Source organism: Desulfuribacillus stibiiarsenatis, from assembly GCF_001742305.1.
Lineage (GTDB): Bacteria > Bacillota > Bacilli > Desulfuribacillales > Desulfuribacillaceae > Desulfuribacillus_A > Desulfuribacillus_A stibiiarsenatis.
Map to the genome: position 1 here is coordinate 306,195 of NZ_MJAT01000012.1, position 23,407 is coordinate 329,601.

Consider the following 23,407-nt stretch of genomic DNA (forward strand, 5'->3'; position numbering starts at 1 on the left):
GTGTGGATTCTATGCTACACGGTTTTATTAATGTCAATAAACCAAAGGGTCTAACTTCTCATGATGTCGTTGCACGGCTTCGTAGAATTTTAAAGACTAAAAAAGTTGGTCATACCGGGACGTTAGATCCTGATGTTACAGGAGTACTCCCGATTGCGATTGGACAAGCAACAAAATTGACGGAATATGTGATGGAGAAGCCGAAAACCTATCGAGGGACTATGGTGCTTGGAATAAGTACAACTACTGAAGATATTTCTGGCGAAATTCTCAATAGAGTAACTCCTAAGGACATTTCAACTCAAAGTATTATGGATGTCTTTGCTACATTGCATGGAGAAATCGAGCAAATACCTCCAATGTATTCAGCGGTTAAAGTTCAAGGCAAGAAGTTATATGAATTAGCAAGGCAAGGAAAAGAAATTGAAAGAGAGCCTAGGAAAGTTCAAATCTATCGCTTTCAATTTTTAGATGTTTCAGATGTTGAAATCGATAACATGAAATTTCCTGCCATCTCATTTGAAGTTCAATGTTCTAAAGGTACATATGTGAGAACTCTATGTGTACAAGTCGGACAACTGCTACATACTCCTGCTTGCATGCTTTCTTTGCAACGCACAGAATCGGCAGGTTTTTTAATTGATGATAGTTTTACATTAGAGGAAATTGAAAAGCTAGCTTTAGAAGATAAGCACGTTCAAGTTTTAACACCTATGGATCTTCCGCTACAGCAGATGCCTCGATTGGATATAACTGAAATTGAATTTCAAAAAATGTTGAACGGTATGCCGTATAGGAACTATTCCATTCATTCAAAATCTATTGAATCCGTTCCGCTAGGTAATATCTTTCGCGTTTATAATCATGAAGGTATCTTCTTTGCTCTATATAAACTTACATATATCACAACGGACTATGAAGAGTGGAAGGCAGAAAAGGTTTTTAAAGAGGTGCTATCGTTTGAATCCTAAATTTATTCATTTGAAATTAGGGGAGATTCCAGCTAAAGCTGAACATTCCACCTGCCTGGCTTTAGGGAATTTTGATGGTGTTCATATAGGACATCAGAAACTTATCCAAACTGCAAGGAATATAGCAAATCAGCATTCTTCAAGCTGCTCGTTAATGACATTTTTACCTCATCCACGGAAAGTAGTCAATGGTAACGATGATTACGATACGTATATTACTCCGTGGGAATTAAAGTGTAAACTCCTTTACGAATTAGGAGTTGATCTCATCTATCTCGTAGATTTTAATGAGGGATTTGCACAATTATCGTCAGATGAATTTGAATCTATGTATTTGCATGAGATACAACCACGAGTCATTGTAGTTGGTGATGATTTTCGATATGGAAGATATGGTTTTGGAAATTCATCTACACTTTTAACAAACGGACTTGCAAATAATATCGGTGTAGAGGTAGTATCATCGGTATTACATAATGGGGTTAAAGTGTCAAGTAGTTTTATCAGAGATGCACTAAGTTCAGGACACATTACCACTGTAACGACACTCTTAAATCGTCCCTATCAATTGAAAGGAAAGGTTGTCCATGGTTCTAAGTTAGGTCGAACCATTGGTTTTCCAACTGCAAACATAAATTTAACAGGAAACTTTGTGCTTCCCAAATTTGGCGTATATTTAGTTCAAGTTACTCTATCGAATCATACTATTGTGAACGGAATCATGAATATTGGTGTAAAACCTACAGTGCAACAAGATAATCCACATCCTATAATTGAAATTCATTTGTTAGATTTTAACCAAGACATCTATGATTCTATGATTGAAGTTGATTTGATTCATTATATCCGAGAAGAAATGAAATTTAATCATTTACAAGAACTTAGTAGTCAGATTCGTAAAGATTTATTTTATGCTACAGAATATTTAGCGAAACACGTTTATTTAAATCAATAACGTACAGAAATTGCGCTTGTGGATAAAGGGAATATTTATTTTCTTTACATCATATAGCGCATTATGGTATAATTCAGCAGTATGATTACCTTGTGCGCGGATAATCGACACTCCGACGATTGCCTGGGCCATTGGTATTATAACAATAAAGGAGGTGAATAATATGGCACTTAATGCAGATCGCAAAACTCAATTAATTGACAACTATAAAGTTCATGATCGTGACACTGGTTCTCCAGAGGTTCAAATCGCCATATTGACAGAGAAGATTAATTACTTGAATGATCACTTACGTACTCACAAGAAGGACCATCACTCTCGTCGTGGATTACTTAAAATGGTTGGTAAGCGTCGTAACTTGCTTAACTACCTTAAGAACAACGACATCAATCGTTATCGTAATTTAATCGAAAGCCTAGGGCTTCGAAAGTAAAAAAAGCGGGATATTCCCGCTTTTTTTGTAGTTTATTTTTTTTTATGCAGGGAAAACTGATTATTATGTAGAAATATAGTTGATTGAAGGGAGGCATACATAATTATGGAAAAAAGATTTACCATGGACCTAGCTGGTAGAGAACTTACTATTGAAAGTGGAAAGTTAGCGAAACAAGCAAATGGTTCAGTACTTGTAAGATATGGTGATACAGCAGTATTAGCGACTGTGACTGCTTCGAAAGACGCGAGGGATTTAGACTTTTTCCCGCTTACAGTGAATTATGAGGAACGTTTATATGCTGTAGGTAAAATTCCAGGAGGTTTTATTAAAAGAGAAGGACGCCCAAGTGAAAAAGCGATTCTAGCATCACGATTGATTGATCGTCCTATCCGTCCGTTATTCTCCGATGGGTTTAGAAATGAAGTGCAAATTGCAACCTATGTACTTTCTGCAGACCAGAATTGTTCTTCAGAAATGGCTGCTATGGTAGGTGCTTCTTTAGCATTAGGAATCTCAGATGTACCATTTGAAGGGCCGATTGCTGGAGTGGTTGTAGGACGAGTGGCAGGTGAGCTAGTCATCAATCCGACAATTGAACAAGTAGCAAAAAGTGACTTAGACTTGATCGTGGCAGGTACCAAAGATGCTGTGAACATGGTTGAGGCAGGAGCAAAGGAAGTATCAGAAGAAACAATGCTTGAGGCTATTCTATATGGTCATGAAATGATTAAGAAAATTATAGCCTTCCAAGAGCAAATTATTGCTGAAATTGGTAAATCAAAGATGGCAGTTACTTTGGCTGAACCAAATGCGGATATTGCACAACAAGTGAAGGAATTTGCACTTGAAAAATTATCAACTGCGATTCAAACGGAAGAAAAGCAAGCTCGCATAGAAGCTCTAGATGCAGTGAAGAAAGAGGTATTGGAGCATTTTACAGGTATTCTTGAAGATGCTAAAAAGCTTTCTGATGTAAAGGAAGTTATGAATACACTAATCAAAAAAGAAGTCAGAAGATTGATTGTCGAAGAAGGAATTCGACCTGACGGTAGAACTCATGAAGAGATTCGTCCAATTAGCAGTGAAGTTGGTGTCCTACCTCGTACTCATGGCTCTGGTTTGTTTACTAGGGGGCAAACTCAAGTATTGAGTGTTTGTACATTAGGGCCATTAGGTGATGTACAAATCTTAGATGGTTTAGGATTAGAAGAGTCTAAGCGATTTATGCATCATTATAATTTCCCACCATTTTCTGTAGGCGAAGCACGACCATTACGTCCACCGGGCAGAAGAGAAATTGGTCATGGTGCTTTAGGAGAACGTGCTTTAGAAGTTGTAATTCCAGCGGAAGAAGATTTCCCATATACGATTCGCCTTGTATCAGAAGTGTTAGAATCAAACGGTTCCAGTTCTCAGGCAAGTATATGTGCTAGTACGCTTGCTATGATGGATGCAGGAGTACCAATTAAGGCTCCAGTAGCGGGAATTGCAATGGGACTAGTAAAAGATAATGATAAAATTGCAGTTTTAAGTGACATTCAGGGAATGGAAGATCACTTAGGTGATATGGATTTTAAAGTTGCTGGTACTAGAGAAGGTATTACAGCCTTACAAATGGATATGAAAATATCTGGTATTTCTAAAGAGATATTAGTCCAAGCTTTAGAACAAGCAAAAGCCGGACGTAATCATATTTTAGATAAGATGCTAACAGCTATAGATAAGCCAAGAGCAGAGTTATCTCAATATGCACCGAAAATTATCACATTAACGATTAAACCTGATAAGATTCGTGATGTTATTGGACCAGGTGGAAAAATCATTAACAAAATTATAGAAGAAACAGGCGTTAAAATCGATATCGAACAGGATGGTAAAGTGTTCATTGCTACTACAGATATCGAAAAAGGAAATCGTGCTAAGCAATTAATTGAGAATATTGTAAAAGAAGTTGAAATTGGACAAACATATTTGGGGAAAGTAACAAGAGTCGAGAAATATGGTGCTTTTGTTGAGTTAATCCCTAATAAAGAAGGTTTGTTACACATTTCTCAGTTATCTGATGAGCGTGTGAATAAAGTAGAAGATATAATAAATTTAGGCGATACCATTATGGTAAAAGTCACAGAGATTGATCCGCAAGGAAAAGTGAAGTTATCTCATAAAGCGTATCTAGCAGATGAAAAGAACATTAAGAAGCAAGCAGAGTAACACTAAGCTTGCTTTTTTGCTATAGTCATTCTTACGGATATCTTTCCAGCATACAATATAGAAAAAAGTTGTTGGAGGAGATACCGTTGAAAAAATATACATACTTTACTTTTCAATTTCCTAAAAAAACAATCATTATTGTTCTTATAGTAGTAGCAATTGTAGCAGCTTTACAGACGAGTTTTAATATTAAAGAAAGATGTATACGTAGTATTTTTGGAGTATCCCAAGGAGTTACCTTAGAAGGGGTAGCGATACAACACCATTTGGATCATGAACTCAAAGAATTTATTGATAAAGCAGCGAAAGATAAGTATCACGAACCTATTAATGCAAGAGTCGATAATGTTTGGAAAGGAATTCCTGGATTAAATGGCATTTCTGTTGATGTAGAAAAGACAATAGCGAAAGCAATGTCTGCTAAAAGAAATGAACAGATTCAAATCCAATACAAGCAATGGGAACCAGAGATACAATTAAAAGATTTAGGCGCAGTTCCAGTGTATCGAGGGAATTCTGATAAAAAAGCAATGTCTTTAATGATTAATGTTGCTTGGGGAACAGAATGGATTGAGAATATATTAGATATTTTAGAAGAAAATAATGTAAAGGCAACTTTTTTTGTTGCAGGTAACTGGGTTGAGAAAAATCATGAAAGCTTATTGAAGATACATCTTGCTGGTCATGAGATAGGTAGTCATGCGTACACCCATCGTAATATGAGCACATTAAGTAAAGCGGAATTGGCTTGGGAAATTGATAAAACAGATGAATTAGTGAAAAAAGTGATTCCTCATGCCAAAATCAATGTTTTCGGCCCACCTTCTGGTGATTTTAATCAATTAGTGGTTGATGTAACAAATAGCAAAGGGAAAATTCACGTCTTATGGACACTTGATACTGTTGATTGGCAAAAGCCAGCTTCACAAGTGATTATTCAAAGAATAGTGCCAAAGGCGGAGAACGGTGCTTTAGTTCTAATGCACCCTACGGAATCTACCGTAGAAGCTTTGAAGGCAATGGTGCCTGCTCTTCTAGAAAAAGGTTATAAGTTGATTACAGTATCTGAGTTGTTATCTTCTGAACGCAACGATTTAGTAATTGGTGATTCAATTGGTTTTCCATGAAATATTTAGTATAGTATAAGAAATAATTGATTTGGAGGATGTTCACTTGATTGAAAAAAGAACTTTACCTAACGGATTACGTGTAGTCATCGAAAAAATTCCATCTGTACGTTCTGTTTCGCTAGGTATTTGGATAGGTGCAGGTGCACGTAACGAAGTGCCTGTAAATAACGGAATTTCACATTATATAGAGCATATGCTTTTTAAAGGTACTCACAAATATTCTGCTAAACAAATAGCAGAAATATTTGATGGGATTGGTGGTCAGATTAATGCTCTTACTTCTAAAGAGTATACTTGTTATTATGCTAAAGTAATCGATCTACATTTTGATATGGCTTTAGAAATCCTTGCTGATATGTTTTTTGATTCTAAGTTTGCCGAAGATGATATTGATAAAGAACGTGGAGTCATATTAGAAGAGTTAGCGATGTACGAAGATACTCCGGATGATTTAGTTCACGACTTGATTAGCAAAGCAGCCTATGGGAATCACCCACTGGGCTATGCAATCCTAGGTACAAGAGAAGTATTGGAAACAATGAACCGTAAAGCCATCATTGAGTACATCCAGGATAACTATACTGCTGCAAATACGGTTATAACGATTGCAGGGAATATAGATGAATCTGTTTTTGAAAAGGTTGAGAAGTTGTTTGCTTCGCTAAAAGGTGACAAACCGAAAGCAAGCGATAAAGCGCTGCCTATTTTAAACGATAAATTAGTCATAAATAAAACCACTGAACAAGCGCATATATGTATTGCGAATCAAGGCTACCCAATTGGACATCAGGATATGTACGCGTTAGTTATTATCAATAATATCCTTGGTGGTAGCATGAGCTCTAGATTGTTTCAAGAAATACGGGAAGAGCGTGGCTTAGCATATTCTGTGTATTCTTATCATTCTGCTTATCTAGATACAGGCATGTACGTAACGTATGTTGGAACTTCTCCAAAGCATATTAATGAATGCTTACACATTATTAAAAAAATCAATCATGAAATGTACGAGAAGGGACTATCGAAAGAAGAGTTACATAAAGCGAAAGAGCAGTTGAAAGGGATGCTGATGCTTAGTCTTGAGAGCACAAGCAGCCGCATGAATCGTTTAGGTAAAAATGAATTATTGTTAAATCGGCAAATACCACTTGATGAAACAATAGAAAAAATCAATCAAGTCAATCTCGAGCAGACGAACGCAGTATGTCAGAATGTTTTTGTTAAGACTAGTGCGATAGCTGCAATTGGACCGTTCGATGATATTCAGTACTAATGCTAAAACTATGGGGATATTATGCAAAATTTACGAATAAAAATAAAAAAATTATCAGATAAGATTGGTACTGTTATTCAAGAACCTAACTATGCTACAGCAGGCTCAGCAGGTATAGATTTAGCTGCGTGTATTGATGAACCAATTCTATTAGAACCGAATAACTGGTGCAAAATTCCGACTGGTCTAGCTTTAGAGATTCAATCCTTCAATGTCGTAGGATTAGTTTTCCCTAGGAGCGGCTTAGCATTGAAAAAGGGTATTACCTTGCAAAATGCAGTTGGCGTGATTGATGCAGACTACCGAGGGTCACTTGATATTATCGTGAGAAACGAAGGGACAGAACCGTGGCGCATTGAATGTGGTGATCGAATTGCGCAAATTGTTTTTATGCCAATTTTTAGAGCAGAATTCGAATATACAGAACGACTAGAAACTACATGCAGAGGCGTGCAAGGCTTTGGATCTACAGGTAAATAATAAGTTATTAAAAAGCACAAGGTAATCTTTGTGCTTTTTTTCATGTTTCTTTTATACAATAATTCTAAGGAGTTAGTTATCTAAGCTGATACTAGGGGGATTATAAATGAGATATACAAACCTAAGCACGAAAGAAATTGTAGTGATTGAAACGGGGGAAAAATTAGGAGACTTACAAAAAGTTGATATGGAAATAGATCCGATGACTGGGCAAATTATACGGTTAATCATTCCACAATTTCAGAATTTTTCTTTCCAGCCGAGGAAATCACTGCATACTATTCCTTGGAACCAGGTCCGAATTTTTGGTGAAGATACAGTACTGATATCGATTCAACCAGCAGGAGCTAAGGAAATGTCACAAGACTAGGTAGTAGCGCATAAGATACCAGTAATGAAAAGCGAGACAAATTTAATAATTTCACTTGATATTTTTTTGTTTTCGCTTACAATGTTGGAAAGGGGTTAGAATCGATGCTTACAGGTTGCAAGATTGCCTTTTTAGGCGGTGACGCTCGACAAATTGAGGTCATACAACACTGCTCCGATTTAGATGCTTCCATTATACTGTATGGATATGAAAATTTGAAAAATGAATTTTCAGGTGCCATTAAAAAAAGTATAACCCCCGATTGTTTTCAAGATATGGATGCAATCATATTACCTGTTACTGGTATGCGTGAAGATGGAAAAATCGACTCGTGTTTTACAAACAAAGAACTGAAATTAACAGAAGAGCATTTTAAAAAAGCAAATAAAAATGTAGTTGTCTTTACTGGGATTGCGAATGAGAAGCTAACTGGATTTTGCACAGAAAATCAACGATGTTTGATTGAATTAATGAATCTTGATGAAGTTGCAATTCTGAATTCAATTCCCACTGCAGAGGGCGCTATACTGATGGCAATTCAGAATACTGATTTTACTCTTCACGGTTCAAATGCCGTAGTTTTAGGTCTTGGAAGAGTAGGTATCACTTTAGCTAGGACATTACAAGGCGTCGGTGCTAATGTATTTCTTGGTGCCCGCAAACCTGAGGATCTAGCTAGAGCTAGGGAAATGAGCTTACAAGGTTTTCATCTTGACGAATTACCACTGATTGCTGAGAAGGCAGACATAATATTTAATACAGTTCCAGCTACAATTTTAGACGCTTCTGTACTAGTGAAAATACAACCACATGCTTTAATTATTGACTTAGCTTCTAAGCCTGGTGGTACCGATTTCCGTTATGCAGATAAACGTGGAATTAAAGCAATGTTAGCACCCGGACTTCCAGGAATTGTAGCCCCTAAAACTGCTGGCAAAATCATTGCCAACTCTATAGCACGCTTGCTAGTAGAGCATAAGAGTAAGCTTGGGGGTGAAATATAATGAAATTTGCTGGAAAAACAATTGGTTTTGCATTGACGGGATCACATTGTACTTTTGCTCAAATTATGCCAATTATCCAAAATTTAGTTGATGAGGGAGCAAGGATTATTCCTATTATCTCAGAAAGTGTCAAAAATACCGATACACGCTTTGGGAAATCAAAAGACTGGATTTCTCAGGTTGAAAGTATTACGAATGAGAAATGTATTTCAACGATTGTTGGTGCTGAACCTATTGGTCCCAAAAAAATTCTAGATGGGTTAGTAATTGCACCATGTACTGGAAATACCATTAGCAAATTAGCAAACGCCATTACAGATTCTCCTGTTCTTATGGCTGCCAAAGCACATTTGCGTAATCAAAAACCTCTCATTATTGCTGTATCTACCAATGATGGTCTTGGATTGAATGGTGCAAATATCGGTAGAATATGTGCGATAAAAAATATTTTTATGGTTCCATTTGGTCAAGACGATCCTATAAATAAAGCGAACTCACTGGTCGCTGATATGGAACAAATAGCACAAACTATAGAACTCGCACTAGAATATAAACAAATTCAACCAGTCATTATCGAAGTATTTAATAAAAACAAGAGCCAGTAATCAACTAGAATCATTACTAGTTAAAATAAAGATAGAACATAAAAATACAAATTAAAGGAGTTGCAAGAGGGTTATGTTAAAAGAAAAGTTCAATGTCGCTGTTGTGGGAGCAACAGGAGCAGTAGGTCAAGCAATTGTACAAATTTTAGAAGAAAGAAATTTTCCTATCGATGAGTTAAGACTACTAGCTTCTAAGAATTCAGTAGGTAAAGTAGTAATGTTTAAAGGCGAAGGTGTCACTGTACAAGAAGCTAATACTGACGCTTTTAAAGGTATTGATATTGCTTTATTTAGTGCAGGTGGTTCAGTTAGTAAAGCATTAGCACCAGCAGCAGTAAAAAGTGGTGCTATCGTAGTTGATAACACCAGTGCATATCGTATGGATGCCAATGTACCTTTGATTGTTCCTGAAGTAAATATCGAGAGAGCAAAAGATCATAATGGAATTATAGCGAATCCAAACTGCTCTACCATTCAGATGGTAGTCGCATTAAAGCCTATCCTTGACAAGTGGGGTATCAAAAGAATTATCGTATCAACATATCAAGCTGTTTCTGGTTCTGGAGTAAAAGCAGTTCAAGAATTAAAGAATCAGTCACAAGCAATCTTAGAAGGTAAGACAGATTTCCCTAAAGAAATTTTACCTGTAGGTTCATTGCCTAAGCACTATCCAATTGCTTTTAATGCAATTCCTCAAATTGATGTATTCGAAGATAATGGATATACAAAAGAAGAGATGAAAATGGTAAACGAAACTATGAAGATTTTCGAAGATGACTCGATTCAAGTTACTCCGACAGCTGTAAGAATTCCTGTAGTCAATGGGCATTCAGAATCTGTGTATGTAGAGACGAAAGAGTCGTTTACAATGGATGAAGTAGTAGCAGCACTATCTAATTTTAAAGGGCTCCAAGTTGTGGATCAGTTAGAAGAACAAGAATATCCAATGCCAGCGGTAATCGATGGACAATTAGATGTGTTTGTTGGACGTATACGTAAAGATTTATATAACGATAAGGGTATCAATATGTGGGTTGTTGCTGATAATCTGTTGAAAGGTGCTGCATGGAATGCGGTACAGATAGCGGAATATTTAACTAAGACTGAAGAGGTATGGAACAAAAAATAAATTAACGATAAGCAGGGATCATCATGAGTATCATCGTTCAAAAATTCGGTGGCTCATCATTGACCACCAGAGAACTTAGAGAACATGCTATTCGTCATATTGAAAAGGCGAAAAATCAAAATAAGCAAGTTGTTGTAGTAGTATCAGCTATGGGTCGCAAAGGTGACCCATACGCTACTGATACATTACTTCAATTATTATCAGAAGATAATCATAAAGTTGCAAAACGTGAGAAGGACTTACTATTACATTGTGGTGAGATTATTTCTGCCACCGTATTAGCAAATTTGCTTGAGAATAAGGGGCATTCTACAACGGTACTTACAGGTGGGCAAGCTGGTATCCGTACAAATCAAGAGTATGGGAATGCTCAGATTCTTGAAATTGAGACTTCTAGGATTCTTTCAGAACTTAATCAAAATCGAATCGTGATTGTTACAGGCTTTCAAGGAGCAACTTACGTTGGGGACATCACGACACTTGGTCGTGGTGGTAGTGATACCACAGCAACTGCTTTAGGAGCAGCTCTAAAAGCTGATTATTGCGATATTTTCACAGATGTCGATGGAATCATGACAGCAGACCCAAGAATTGTGAAAGATGCTCGCAAGCTTTCCTATGTAACCTATCACGAGATATGTAATCTTGCTTATCAAGGTGCTAAAGTTATTCACCCTAGAGCTGTTGAAGCAGCAATGAGTGCTAACTTACCGATTAGAATTCGATCCACTTTTCTAGATACTGAAGGCACTTTAGTAGCTGATCAAACGTATTTCGATTCAAATGACCAAAAGCAGCAGTACATCAGTGCTCTAACGGGTATTACGCAGATGTCAAATATTACACAGATAAAGGTTATATTAGAAGAAGGTCCATTCGATTGGCAGATGAAAGTTTTCAAAGCAATGGCTGACCATCAGATAAGTGTAGATTTTATCAACATTAATATGAGTGGAGTAGCCTATACTGTAGCCGATGATTACAGCGGAAAAGTAGTTAAAGTTTTAGAAACATTAGGGCTTCACCCAAAAGTGGAAACTAATTGTGCAAAAATATCATGTGTAGGTGCCGCTATGGCTGGAGTACCAGGTGTAATGGCAAAAATCATAGAAGTATTAACTAAAGAAAATATTCGAATCTTACAATCAGTCGATTCACATACAACTATCTGGGTTTTAGTGAAAGAACAAGATATGGAAAAGGGAGTACAAGCGTTACACGAAGCGTTCTATTTATAATTCACTTATATGGGAGGGATTAATTTTGGTTTTCGGAAGATTGATTACAGCCATGGTAACACCTTTTACAGAGCAATTAGAGGTTGACTATGAGAAGGTAATGTCGCTTGTTGATCATTTAATTCAACAAGGTAATGATGGAATAGTCGTTGCTGGGACTACAGGAGAATCCCCTACTCTAACCAAGCAGGAAAAAATTAAACTTTTTGAAACTGTAGTATCGCATGCCAATGGTAGATTAAAAATCATTGCAGGTACTGGAAGCAATAATACGAAAGATTCTATAGAACTATCGCAAGCAGCAGAGAAAATTGGTGTAGACGGTGTTATGCTAGTTGTACCATACTACAATAAGCCTTCCCAGGAAGGATTATACCTTCATTTTAAAGCAATTGCTGAGTCCGTCAAATTGCCTGTAATGCTATATAATGTTCCTGGAAGAACGTCCATGAACATGGTTGCTGATACGGTAATAGAATTATCGAAAATCAAAAACATATGTTGCATAAAAGAAGCGAGCGGGGATTTGGGGCAAATTAATAAAATTATTATTAATACTGATAGCAATTTTATTGTCTACAGCGGTGACGATAGCAATACACTTCCAATACTTGCGATTGGTGGATATGGTGTTGTAAGTGTTGCTGGCCACATTGTAGGCAAGGAAATTAAAGCTATGATTAACTCTTTTGTATCTGGTAAGACTAATGAAGCATTGGAAATCCATCAAAAGCTATCTCCAATATTTGATGGTATGTTTATTGCATCCAATCCAGTTCCAGTGAAAACATCATTAAACCTTAAGTTTTTGAATGTTGGCAATGTTAGGCCTCCGCTAGTGAAAGCAAACGAGCAACAAATTAAATTTTTAGAAAAATTATTATAATGCTATAAAATAAGAAACAACTGATCTATATAGATCAGTTGTTTCTTTGGGTCGGAATATTTGCCTTTAAAAGGGGATGAACAGGATTGTACATTTTAACCTTACCTGCTAAAAAGTTGCATATTGTCATACCTATTTCAATGGTTTTAGGTTTTACTACAGGAATGTTTTTTAAAACATCCATAGTAAAGCCGGCAATTCTTCCCCTTACTTTTTTTATGGTTCTTTCCGCTGTTTATGGCTATCCATGGGAAGAAATCATAAATAAAAAAGGTACTCCTATCATTGCAGCAGCATCTATAGTAAATTTTGTTTTTATACCGATTGTTGCATGGATTGTGATTAAAATTTTCAACTTATCTCCTGAGTTTGCAGCAGGCTTCGCTATACTAGCGTCTCTACCAACCAGTAGTATGAGCATTATTTGGACAATGCTTGCTGGTGGAAACGTGGCGTTAGCGATTCGACTTAGTACATTGAGTCTTATTATGGGTGCAGTATTATTGCCAATATATCTACATGTTTTTACCGGGTCCACATTAGCAGTACCATTACAGTCAATTTTACAATCAGTTGTTGTTGTTGTCTTATTGCCGTTATTATGTTCATATCTTATCAGTGTTTGCTCGAAATATTTCCATTGGCAAAGTTATGAGAGTACAATTAAATTTCTTCTTCCTAACATTAATAGTTGGATTTTAACTATCATTATATTTCTAAATATTAGTATGCAGTCCAACAGTTTATTTTTGTATAAAGTACAAATCCTATCACTAAGCTATGCTTTTTTGACGTTTTATATTGTAACATTTTCAATTTCATTTTTTATTGCATTTTATTCATTCACCAAATTAGATGGAATTGCTTTTATATATGGAACTGCTATACGGCATCTTTCCATTGGACTAGGACTAGCTATTATAACCTTTGGCAACATGACGGGCTTTGTAATTACCTTTGCATACATATTCCAAGCACAAGCTGCAGCATGGTTTGGGCATTATGTGAAAAATAAAAAATGGAAAGATAAAAGCAATTATAAAATAACAGAAAATTCTAACAATACCTTTTAGGTTATTGATAGCTTGTCTATGGGAAATACTTAATGTATAATGTTCACAAGTGATTGGTGCGGTTTCCCAAAAATACAACAATCAAATATCAACTACGCAGAAAGTTATTCTATATTTTATATACTCTATGGAGGTGTCATATTGTCACGTAATCAAGAAAATCTATCCATTATTCCTCTGGGCGGAGTAGGGGAAATAGGGAAAAATATGTTTTTATTTCAGTATAAGGACGAAATCGTCATTGTTGATGCTGGATTGAAATTTCCTGACGAAGAAATGTTAGGAATTGATATTGTCATTCCAGATTTTACATATCTGATTGAGAATAAAGATAAGATTAAAGGCCTAGTTATTACTCATGGTCATGAAGATCATATTGGTGGCGTTCCGTATTTATTGAAGAATTTGTCTTTACCTATATATGGAACGAAGCTTACCATTGGTCTTGTAGAGAATAAATTGAAAGAACATCATTTATTAGAAACAGCCCAGTTAAATGTAGTGAAAAGTACAGCGACGATTCAGTTAGGAAATTACTTTAACATTGAACTGTTTCATGTAAATCATAGTATTCCTGACTCCGTGGGGCTGGTAATTCAAACTCCAGAAGGAATTGTAGTCCATTCAGGAGACTTTAAATTTGACCAAACGCCAGTAGATGGTAAGGTAACAAATTATCATAAACTTGCAGAACTTGGGCAGAAGAATGTTTTAGCGTTATTAGTGGATAGTACAAACGCAGAACGTCCTGGAATTACACTATCAGAGCGAAGTGTTGGTTTATCAATTGATGAAGCATTCCGATCTTCGAAGCAAAGAATCATTGTTGCGACATTTGCTTCTAACGTCCATAGAATTCAACAAGTCGTTGAATCTGCTGTGAAGTTCCATAGGAAGATAACAGTTGTAGGGCGCAGCATGATTAACGTAGTTCAAATTGCTATGGATTTAGGCTATTTACATGTACCAGACGGCGTATTAGTTGATATAGATGAAATAGATAAGCTACCTGCAGATGAGATTGTAATTTTATCGACAGGAAGCCAAGGGGAACCAATGTCTGCTCTTAGTCGCATGGCTAGAGGAGCACATCGTAAAGTTGAAGTATTACCTGGAGACACAGTAATATTAGCTGCAACACCAATTCCTGGAAATGAGAAATTAGTTTCAAAAACAATTGATTTATTATTTAAATGTGGTGCCAATGTCACGTATCGTTCAGTTTCTGGCGTTCACGTGTCAGGTCACGGCAGTCAAGAAGAGCTAAAACTTATGATGAATTTAGTGAAGCCTAAGCATGTAATTCCGATTCACGGAGAATATCGTATGATGCGCGAATTAGGAAAGATTGCAGAACATGTAGGGATTCCTATAGAGAACGTTATTAAGATGGAGATTGGTGACGTTGTAGAGTTTACGCAAGGTACTGGAAGAATTGCAGGAAAAGTTCCTTCTGGTAATGTGTTAATAGACGGACTTGGAGTCGGTGATGTTGGTAATATTGTTCTTAGAGACCGTAAACTATTGTCACAAGATGGTATATTAGTTGTCGTAGTTACCTTGAGTAAAAAGGACGGCAGTGTGTTATCAGGGCCGGATATTATCTCTAGAGGATTCGTATATGTGCGTGAATCGGAAAAATTGTTAGATGAAGCCAACCAAATTGTCAATGACACATTAGCTCGCATGAATGCTGACAAGATGAGTGATTGGTCTTCAGTTAAGAATAACATTAAGGATTCATTAGGTAAGTTTTTATTTGAAAGAACAAGAAGAAAGCCGATGATATTACCAATTATCATGGAAGTATAGAGTTTTATAATCCAGAAACAGGATGCTGATTGCATCCTGTTTTTTTCGTATCTTTTTGTATACTAAGTGCATAATATGGAAAACATCTAAATTTGATATAAAGTAATGAAAGTGGGTGATCATTCAATGGACCCAAAACAAAATGTACAACAAGAATTTGATGCAGATCAAATTGATGTAGAAAGTTTAGGGGATAGTACATTCTTCGATGAGAACGAGGGACAAGAAACCTGTGAGTAGGGAAATGATACTACTCTTTTAAGTTCTAGAACATTTATCCATTGCATATAATGTATTGATGACAGTAGATTTTACACACTATATGGGAGTGGATATTATGAAACTAGATGACTTAAAAGGAAAGAAAGTAGTGGATTATAAGATAACGAATAAGGATGAAGATATTCGAGTAGAAATTATATTCGAAAACAATTTATATTTAAATATAAATCTTTCTAATCTTCCAGTGGATGCAATCACATTAGGAAAACGAAAAGGATAATAAAAAAATCCGTCACAGAAGGCGGATTTTTCACATTAATACTGTTTATTTTATTTAAAAAGGTTGGATTTTTCCATTTTAAGTCTTATACTTAGAAAAGCACAGTATAATAACAGAAGGGTGGAGAAAATATGAATTCTTACGATACAAATTATTCTTATAGTACATTAGGACAAGTAAACGACACAACAAAAAGGGAAAAACCTAAAAATAGAAAAAATATTACATATATAATGTTGACTGTATTATTTTGGCTTGCTCTCGTACTTGGAGGAATGTATGCTGCTAAAAGTTACGTTGAATCACGGAATCAAATATTTTTGAATCAGATGAATGAAATCAAACAATCCAATGAAATGCTGACAATTTCTATAAAGGAGGAATTTGACACATTTAAAGAAGAAATGGCCCAGGTACACAAAGAACTAACAGTGATTAATGGAGAACTTAATATTATTAAGGAAGAACTACAATTAACAGGCCAATCAGTAGCTGGTAGTAACAATTCAAAGAATGCATTAGCAGACCGGATGACTGAATTAGATAGACAATTAGTAGAATTGAGAAAACAGTTGAAGAAACTGGAGGATGCGGCCCGTGTATATTAGAATTCAATTATTTGCAATTCTACTACTAGCGCCATTTGTTGGCTTACTTGTTGGTTTTATTCATCAAGATACGCAACATGTATTCAGTTTAGGTGAATTAAAAATAGGCCAATCTGTCCCTGTAGATGTTTTACTTGATAATAAGCAAAACTTCGATTCGTTTAAAGATTTAACTTCAGATTCTATTGTTGCTGCAAATGTGACGAAAGAGATTTTATTGAATATGCGCAATAATGCACAAGCAGAAATTAAAGAATATGATGAGCAAAGAGCAGTCGTAGAAGTATTAGTGGAAACAAGTAAAAAAGAAAATAAAAATACTTCGGGAGTTTTAGACCAAATCTTAGCAAGAATTTTAGGAGATCCTATAGGCCAAACGTTTGGGAAGAATGCAACAATAAAGGTATACTCTTTGGAGGAAGCTGGTTATCGTGGCTATATGGCGAAAGTCCGCTTGTTAAACCCTGATGCTATTCAAATGGTTTTAGCCAATAATCAAATAGCGAGTAAGGGAGAGACTACGAGTCAAGCAGCTAAGCGCAATAACGCATTACTAGCAATTAATGCAGGTGGATTCTCCGCGAAAGACGGTAATATTGTACCTTTAGGTATCACGGTTATCAATGGTGAAGTCTTAACATTTTCACAGTCCGATTTGAGCTTTGTAGGTTTCAATCAATCTGGGAATCTGGTGGGAGGGAAGATTTCATCAAAGGAGAAGATCCAAGAGATGGGGATTCTGCATGGGGCTAGTTTTCTTCCTACACTTTTAAAAAATGGGGAGAAACAACCAATTCCGAAAGAATGGGCCAATGCTAGGCATCCAAGAACATTGATTGGTCACTTTCAAAATGGGGATTTATTATTCATCGTGATTGATGGAAGAAGGCAAGGCTGGAGCGACGGAGTAACACTAGAAGAAGCGCAAACAAAACTTTTAGAGTTTAATGTGCGTGATGCATATAATTTAGATGGTGGCGGTTCAAGTACATTTTATTATGATGGTAAAGTACTAAACAAACCTTCCGGAGGTTCAGAAAGACGAGTTACCACCAATATAGTAATTAAACCGTAAGTTGTTTTATTATGATTCGATGATTGATATTGATACGAAAACTAGCATTGAACGGCAATCCGTTTATGCTAGTTTTTTTATGAACTGAATTAAAGAATGCTGATCATTAATAATTGCAAACTTAGGTAATTCTCTTCGCAGAGGTTTAGCAATGCCTGGTTAATATTATGAAAGAAATATGAAATTGCGTGATGGTAGTCACATATTTTTTTTATAATAAGTGCTACTATGAATATATAAATACTGCTAATGTAACGATTTTAACTATAGCATGCTTACGGAATACATAATTCAAAGGGGGAGCCTCGTTGAGAAAATGGCCAGCAATATTTATTGGTTTTTTGATGTTTTATGTAATCAATATTTTTAAAGGGCCGCAAAAACCATTAGTAAGACCGCCAGGAGCATTACCTGAGGATGAGTTTTTAGCTGTATGTATTCGTTGTGGGCAATGTTCGCAGGTTTGTCCGTATCATAGTATTCATATTGCAGATGGGAAAAAAGGATTTTCAATCGGCACTCCATATCTAAATTTACGTGAGAAACCATGTTTTTTATGTAAAGACTTTCATTGTATTGAAACTTGTCCAAGTAAAGCACTAGTCTCTATCGAGAAACAGAATGTAAAGATGGGATTAGCACAAATAGATACGACTACCTGTAATGCTTGGCTAGGTGATGAATGTAGAATGTGTTATGTGTCTTGTCCATTTTACGATAAGGCGATTCAGCTTCCAGATTTCCGTAGACCAGTCATAAGTCCAGAAAATTGTGTTGGCTGTGGAGTCTGTGAATATGTTTGCGTTAAAGATAATCCTGCCATTAAAGTCAACCCTATGGGATAGGAGGTAAACATATGAGAAAAAGCAATCGTTGGAATTATCCTAGAACACTAATTAGAGTACTATTTTTAGGAATTATTGTTTCACCACTTTTTGGATTCACATTCTTTCTGGGGACTTTTAGTTCTGGTCTATTCCTTGGCAAAATTCATTTAACGGATCCATTGGCAGGGCTGCAAATTGCATTAGCTCAACCTGGCTCCTTGATGTCAGGTTTTATAGTATCTATTTTACTGGTGGTTTGTGTGTACGCTTTATTAGGTCGAGTGTATTGCAGTTGGGTATGTCCACTCGGACTATTATTGGAAATTGCAGATCAGTGGCTAGTTAAGATCCCTATTAGAATAAAGGCAACAGGGGATATTAGTAAGTCAATGAAATACACCGTGCTATCGGTCACCTTGTCTCTAGCGCTATTATCGTCAATGCCAGTCTTTGAGATTTTCTCTCCCATGTCTATATTTATGAGAATGTGGTTGTATGGGATAGGAATAGAGATATTACTAATCATTGCCGTTATAGTCTTAAATTGGCTGTTTGGAGCAAATAGTTGGTGTAATAGAATCTGTCCCTTGGGTGCACTCTATTCATTGCTAGGGAAAGTTCGAGTCCTGTCTTTGAATATTGATACAAACCATTGTACTCAATGTGGTGCTTGTTATCAAGTGATTTGTAAGGTTGGTCCAGAAGTGTTACGACCAGCAATTATGTCTGGAAATGCGTACTTAATTTCCAGTGATTGTACAAATTGTGGAGATTGTATTGGAAATTGTCCAAGTACTGCGTTAACCTTTACAATTCGTTTACCTAGAAAAACTAGTATTACAAATATTTATGATGCTCCATCGAAACAAGCTTAATTAATTATGTGGAAAAGTTAATTTAAATAACGTTAGGAAAGGTGATTAAAATGATTATAGCTGGTATCGTAGTAAAAGTAGTGTCTGGAAAAGAAGAGCCATTAGCAGAATATTTGAAAGGCTTCCCCAATGTCACTGTAGAAGGATCAACGGATGGCAATTTAGCCATTGTCGTTGAGGCTAATCATGCACAAGAATTAGAGAAATTAACACAACGATGGCAAGATAATCAAGAAGATATTATCGGTGTTTTCCCGGTATATGTAAATTCAGAAGACATTGATGAGGATATTTCTCGTGATTGCTAATGAACACGCTTTTTCCCGTCGAAAACTTGTAAAAGGGTTCTTGGGTGAAATGCTTGGTTATATAGGAAAAACAGCAGGGATTAATAAGAAGAGTAAATTCCTTAGACCACCTGGTGCGATAGATGAGTTAGAATTTATCTCTACATGTTTACGTTGTGGAAAATGTCAAGTTAGCTGTCAAAAGGGATGTATTGAAATATTAGATCAAGAAAAAGGGATAGGTTTAGGGACACCTTATATACAATACAAGAATCAATCTTGTGATTTTTGTTTAGAGTGTATTAAAGTTTGCAGATCAGGCGCGTTATTGCATCCTGAAGATACAGAATTAGTGATTGGCAATGCTCACATTCATCAATATAAATGTTTAGCGTGGCAAGGAGCAATTTGCAATAACTGTGTTCATAGTTGCAAAAATAAAGCGATAAAACTTAAAGATAATCGGTACCCAGATATTATAGAAGAATTATGTAGAGGCTGTGGAGCTTGTATGATTCAATGTTTTCAACAGCCAACAGCAATCTTTATACAACCTAAAAATTAATTACAAATATTTTATTTTTGGTGATAGCCATCACATACGGAATTAAAATTTGATGATAATATGAAAAGTACAAGAGAATTAAGTGACAAATGACACTTTTTGAAAGTTAGACTTTGAAAACTATTTTTATAGTTTTTCAATCATTATATTAAGGAGGAGTTCTTTAATGTTACGTTTTACTAGAAAGCAAGTTTTAGTAGCTGCTGCGTCTGCTGCTGCATTATCAGCAATTGGAGGTTGTAGCTTAGAGGAAGAAACCCCGGCACAATCTCAACCAGGCCAACCAGCTCAAACAGGTGCTGATGCAGATGCTTGGCACAAAACAGTGTGTCGTTATTGCGGAACAGGTTGTGGTCTGCTAGTTGGGACAAAACAAGGGAAAGCAGTTGCAGTAAAAGGCGATCCTGACAACACGGTAAACAAAGGTATGTTATGTGTAAAAGCTTACTTTTTGGCAAATGTATTATATGCGAAAACTCGTATAACTAAGCCTTTAATTAAGAAGAATGGTAAGTTTGAAGAAGCATCATGGGAAGAGGCATTAAATTTAATTGTTACAAAATTTACAGAGATTAAAACCACTCATGGATCTGATGCTCTAGCGTTCTATGGTTCAGGGCAAGCAAGTATGGACGAATCTTATGTTTATAATAAATTATTTAAGGGCTTTATTGGTACCAATAACGTTGACGGCAACCCAAGAACATGTATGGCGAGTGCTGTAGCTGGCTTTAATCAAACATTTGGTAAAGATGAGCCAATGGGAACATACGATGACTTTGAAAAGGCGGATGTATTCTTCTTTATCGGATCGAATGCTGCAGAAGCTCACCCAATCTTATGGGCAAGAATTATAGAAAGACGAAACAAGAACCCACATGTGAAGATTATTGTATGTGACCCACGTGAAACTCGTACAACTCAAGTTGCTGATAAAAAGTTAATATTTAAGCCAGGTGCAGACATTGCACTATTAAATAGTATGGCGTATGTAATTGTAAATGAGAATCTAGTAGATCGTAACTTTATTGATAGCTATACTAACTTTGCACAAACAGTAGATGGTAAAGATGAAAAGCGTGATTGGAATCAATATGTAGAATTCCTACAACAATTCAAGCCTGAATTAGTAGAAGCAACTACAGGTGTAAAAGCAGAGCAAATTTATGAAGTTGCTCGGATGTTCGCAGAAAAGAGTAAAGAAACAATTTCGTTATGGTGCATGGGTGTGAACCAAAGAATCCGTGGAACGCACACGAACAACGTAATTCATAACCTGCATTTAATTACGGGTAAAATCTGTCGTCCTGGTTCTACTTCATTCTCTTTAACCGGCCAACCATCTGCTTGTGGCAGTGTGCGTGAAGTTGGAGCATTAGCGCACCTATTACCTGGTCATAGAATGATTGCCAATGCACAACATCGTAAAGAAATTGAAACTATTTGGGGAATTGCTGAAGGAACTATTAAGCCTACACCTGGTAGACCTCTCATGAGAATGTTTCAAGGTACGGTTGACGGGGATATTAAGGGTATGTGGGTTATGGCTACAAATCCAGGGCACTCGTTACCGAATGTTAATAAATATCGTGCAGGTATGGAAAAGTGCTTCCTAGTAGTTTCAGAAGGTTTTCATCCGACGAGAACAAGTGAACTTGCAGATGTTATTCTACCTGCTGCAGTATGGTGCGAGAAAGAAGGACTTTACGGCAATGCAGAGAGAAGAACACAACACATGGCAAAGGCTATTGATGCACCAGGGGAAACAAAACCAGATGTATGGGCATTATTAGAAGTAGCGAAACGTATGGGTTATGGAGATTACTTCAAGTATAATTCGATTGATGATATTTTTGCAGAATATAGAAGATGTACAGTAGGTACTGGTTATGATGTTGCACCTTTGGAACGCTTACGTAAAGAGCGTGGAGTTAGATGGCCAGTAGTCGGAGATGGAATGGGGACAGAAGGTTCTATCCGTTATGCAGCACCGTGGGATCCGTATGTAAAGGCAGAAGAAAAGATTAAGTTCTATGGTAAGCCAGATGGAAAAGCAGTTATTTTCTTTAGACCACATTTACCACCTGCAGAAACAGTAAACGCGGAGTACCCAATGTATTTAACTACAGGTAGACTATTGGAACAATGGCATACAATGACAATGACTGGCACTGTAGAACAGTTAAATAAAATTGTTGAAGTACAAACTGCAGGTGAGGGTTGGTTCGTAGAAATGAACCCTAAAGATGCCGAGTCCTTAGGACTAAAAGATGGAGATAAAGTAAGAGTCACATCTCCACGCGGTCAGTTAATTTCTAAAGTAAGCTTACATGGTCGTGGAACACCACAACCAGGACTATTATATATGAACTTCCACGATCCAAATGTGGAAACACTTACAAACATTGTTGTAAGTGACGCTGTTGATGCTGCTTCGGCACAACCAGAATATAAAGTATCCATCTGTAAAATCCAAAAGATCTAATTAAATACACTTTCTATAGATATAATGATTTTATTATTTAGCAAACAAGGAACCCCTTCTACTTGTTTGCTTTTTCTTTTTTAGATATTAACTACTGAAATTATTTATGTTATTCTATAGTAAGTAGATAGTTATTATAGGATTAGAGGGGGAGAAAAATGACTATAAAAAAAACACGAATAACTATCATTTTGTTATCTTTTATTTTGATTGCTCTATTAGTCGGATGTGGTACTGCAGATGAGGCAAAACAAAATGAAGTAGAAAATCAAGCAAAGTTAATACCCCATGATACATTAGGGAAAGAGTCTTGTTTAACTTGCCATTCGCCAAACGTTCCACCTCATAAAATGAAACAAAATAATTGCTTACTGTGCCATAAACCATTTCGCGAATCATAAAACCATCGAAGGACAAAATATTACATTATAAACTGATATTCTTATGAAAGAAGCCGTTGATGCGGCTTCTTTCGATATTCATACATATATTTATTCATATAAAAAAGTGTGTATAGTTTAAGAAGCAATTGAACAAAGAAAAACCTTGTATCTCACTTTAGATTATGAAAATATTTTGATATATTAATTCTTTAGAATCTTATATAATA

24 protein-coding genes are annotated in these 23,407 nt (G+C 36.2%); all 24 read left to right on the forward strand.

Features of this window, described 5'->3' with window-relative positions:
• Positions 1-11: 11 nt before the first annotated feature.
• The gene (gene truB / locus BHU72_RS07235; protein WP_069701945.1) at positions 12-971 is read left to right on the forward strand and encodes a tRNA pseudouridine(55) synthase TruB; all 960 of its coding nucleotides are present in this window, start codon (positions 12-14) and stop codon (positions 969-971) included.
• A complete protein-coding gene (gene ribF, locus BHU72_RS07240; protein ID WP_176720427.1) occupies positions 961-1,926 on the forward strand; it encodes a riboflavin biosynthesis protein RibF in 966 nt (321 codons plus the stop codon). The genes truB and ribF overlap by 11 nt, the downstream gene beginning before the upstream one ends.
• Positions 1,927-2,089: 163 nt before the next feature.
• Positions 2,090-2,359, forward strand: coding sequence for a 30S ribosomal protein S15 (gene rpsO, locus BHU72_RS07245; protein WP_069701946.1), 270 nt, complete (start codon positions 2,090-2,092; stop codon positions 2,357-2,359).
• Between the two features lie 105 nt (positions 2,360-2,464).
• The gene (pnp, locus tag BHU72_RS07250; protein ID WP_069701947.1) at positions 2,465-4,573 is read left to right on the forward strand and encodes a polyribonucleotide nucleotidyltransferase; all 2,109 of its coding nucleotides are present in this window, start codon (positions 2,465-2,467) and stop codon (positions 4,571-4,573) included.
• Positions 4,574-4,659: 86 nt separating this feature from the next.
• Entirely contained in the window at positions 4,660-5,700 is a 1,041-nt protein-coding gene (locus tag BHU72_RS07255; RefSeq protein ID WP_069701948.1) for a polysaccharide deacetylase family protein, read from the forward strand.
• Between the two features lie 46 nt (positions 5,701-5,746).
• The gene (locus BHU72_RS07260) at positions 5,747-6,976 is read left to right on the forward strand and encodes a M16 family metallopeptidase (RefSeq protein ID WP_069701949.1); all 1,230 of its coding nucleotides are present in this window, start codon (positions 5,747-5,749) and stop codon (positions 6,974-6,976) included.
• Positions 6,977-6,997: 21 nt separating this feature from the next.
• Entirely contained in the window at positions 6,998-7,456 is a 459-nt protein-coding gene (gene dut, locus BHU72_RS07265; RefSeq protein WP_069701950.1) for a dUTP diphosphatase, read from the forward strand.
• A 106-nt stretch (positions 7,457-7,562) separates the two neighbouring features.
• On the forward strand, positions 7,563-7,826 hold the full coding sequence (locus tag BHU72_RS07270; protein WP_069701951.1) for a YlmC/YmxH family sporulation protein: 264 nt from the start codon (positions 7,563-7,565) through the stop codon (positions 7,824-7,826).
• A gap of 104 nt (positions 7,827-7,930) precedes the next feature.
• Positions 7,931-8,830 (forward strand): dipicolinate synthase subunit DpsA, encoded by a 900-nt coding sequence (dpsA, locus tag BHU72_RS07275; protein WP_069701952.1) that lies wholly within the window; start codon positions 7,931-7,933, stop codon positions 8,828-8,830.
• Entirely contained in the window at positions 8,830-9,435 is a 606-nt protein-coding gene (locus BHU72_RS07280; protein WP_069701953.1) for a dipicolinate synthase subunit B, read from the forward strand. Before dpsA ends, BHU72_RS07280 begins: the two co-directional genes overlap by 1 nt.
• Positions 9,436-9,508: 73 nt before the next feature.
• A complete protein-coding gene (locus BHU72_RS07285) occupies positions 9,509-10,564 on the forward strand; it encodes an aspartate-semialdehyde dehydrogenase (protein WP_069701954.1) in 1,056 nt (351 codons plus the stop codon).
• 23 nt (positions 10,565-10,587) lie between these two features.
• Complete coding sequence (dapG, locus tag BHU72_RS07290; protein ID WP_069701955.1) at positions 10,588-11,802, forward strand: aspartate kinase; 1,215 nt, start codon at positions 10,588-10,590, stop codon at positions 11,800-11,802.
• Between the two features lie 22 nt (positions 11,803-11,824).
• Entirely contained in the window at positions 11,825-12,688 is an 864-nt protein-coding gene (dapA, locus tag BHU72_RS07295) for a 4-hydroxy-tetrahydrodipicolinate synthase (RefSeq protein WP_069701956.1), read from the forward strand.
• 86 nt (positions 12,689-12,774) lie between these two features.
• Entirely contained in the window at positions 12,775-13,761 is a 987-nt protein-coding gene (locus BHU72_RS07300) for an arsenic resistance protein (RefSeq protein ID WP_069701957.1), read from the forward strand.
• A gap of 138 nt (positions 13,762-13,899) precedes the next feature.
• Positions 13,900-15,573 carry a ribonuclease J gene (locus BHU72_RS07305; RefSeq protein WP_069702048.1) on the forward strand — a complete coding sequence of 558 codons (1,674 nt, stop codon included), beginning with the start codon at positions 13,900-13,902 and terminating at the stop codon, positions 15,571-15,573.
• Between the two features lie 337 nt (positions 15,574-15,910).
• On the forward strand, positions 15,911-16,075 hold the full coding sequence (locus tag BHU72_RS15855; protein ID WP_176720428.1) for a hypothetical protein: 165 nt from the start codon (positions 15,911-15,913) through the stop codon (positions 16,073-16,075).
• Between the two features lie 131 nt (positions 16,076-16,206).
• The gene (locus BHU72_RS07310) at positions 16,207-16,683 is read left to right on the forward strand and encodes a coiled-coil domain-containing protein (protein WP_069701958.1); all 477 of its coding nucleotides are present in this window, start codon (positions 16,207-16,209) and stop codon (positions 16,681-16,683) included.
• Positions 16,664-17,758, forward strand: a complete 1,095-nt coding sequence (locus tag BHU72_RS07315; RefSeq protein ID WP_069701959.1) for a phosphodiester glycosidase family protein — start codon at positions 16,664-16,666, stop codon at positions 17,756-17,758. The genes BHU72_RS07310 and BHU72_RS07315 overlap by 20 nt, the downstream gene beginning before the upstream one ends.
• 308 nt (positions 17,759-18,066) lie before the next feature.
• The gene (locus BHU72_RS07320; RefSeq protein WP_245671869.1) at positions 18,067-18,603 is read left to right on the forward strand and encodes a 4Fe-4S dicluster domain-containing protein; all 537 of its coding nucleotides are present in this window, start codon (positions 18,067-18,069) and stop codon (positions 18,601-18,603) included.
• A gap of 11 nt (positions 18,604-18,614) precedes the next feature.
• Positions 18,615-19,460: a 4Fe-4S binding protein gene (locus BHU72_RS07325; protein WP_069701960.1), complete on the forward strand. Its 846-nt coding sequence runs from the start codon at positions 18,615-18,617 to the stop codon at positions 19,458-19,460.
• Positions 19,461-19,510: 50 nt separating this feature from the next.
• Complete coding sequence (locus BHU72_RS07330) at positions 19,511-19,768, forward strand: chaperone NapD (RefSeq protein WP_069701961.1); 258 nt, start codon at positions 19,511-19,513, stop codon at positions 19,766-19,768.
• Positions 19,758-20,312 carry a 4Fe-4S dicluster domain-containing protein gene (locus BHU72_RS07335; protein WP_083248313.1) on the forward strand — a complete coding sequence of 185 codons (555 nt, stop codon included), beginning with the start codon at positions 19,758-19,760 and terminating at the stop codon, positions 20,310-20,312. Before BHU72_RS07330 ends, BHU72_RS07335 begins: the two co-directional genes overlap by 11 nt.
• A gap of 166 nt (positions 20,313-20,478) precedes the next feature.
• Entirely contained in the window at positions 20,479-22,797 is a 2,319-nt protein-coding gene (locus BHU72_RS07340; RefSeq protein ID WP_069701962.1) for a molybdopterin oxidoreductase family protein, read from the forward strand.
• A 158-nt stretch (positions 22,798-22,955) separates the two neighbouring features.
• Complete coding sequence (locus tag BHU72_RS07345) at positions 22,956-23,198, forward strand: hypothetical protein (RefSeq protein ID WP_069701963.1); 243 nt, start codon at positions 22,956-22,958, stop codon at positions 23,196-23,198.
• Positions 23,199-23,407 lie beyond the last annotated feature (209 nt).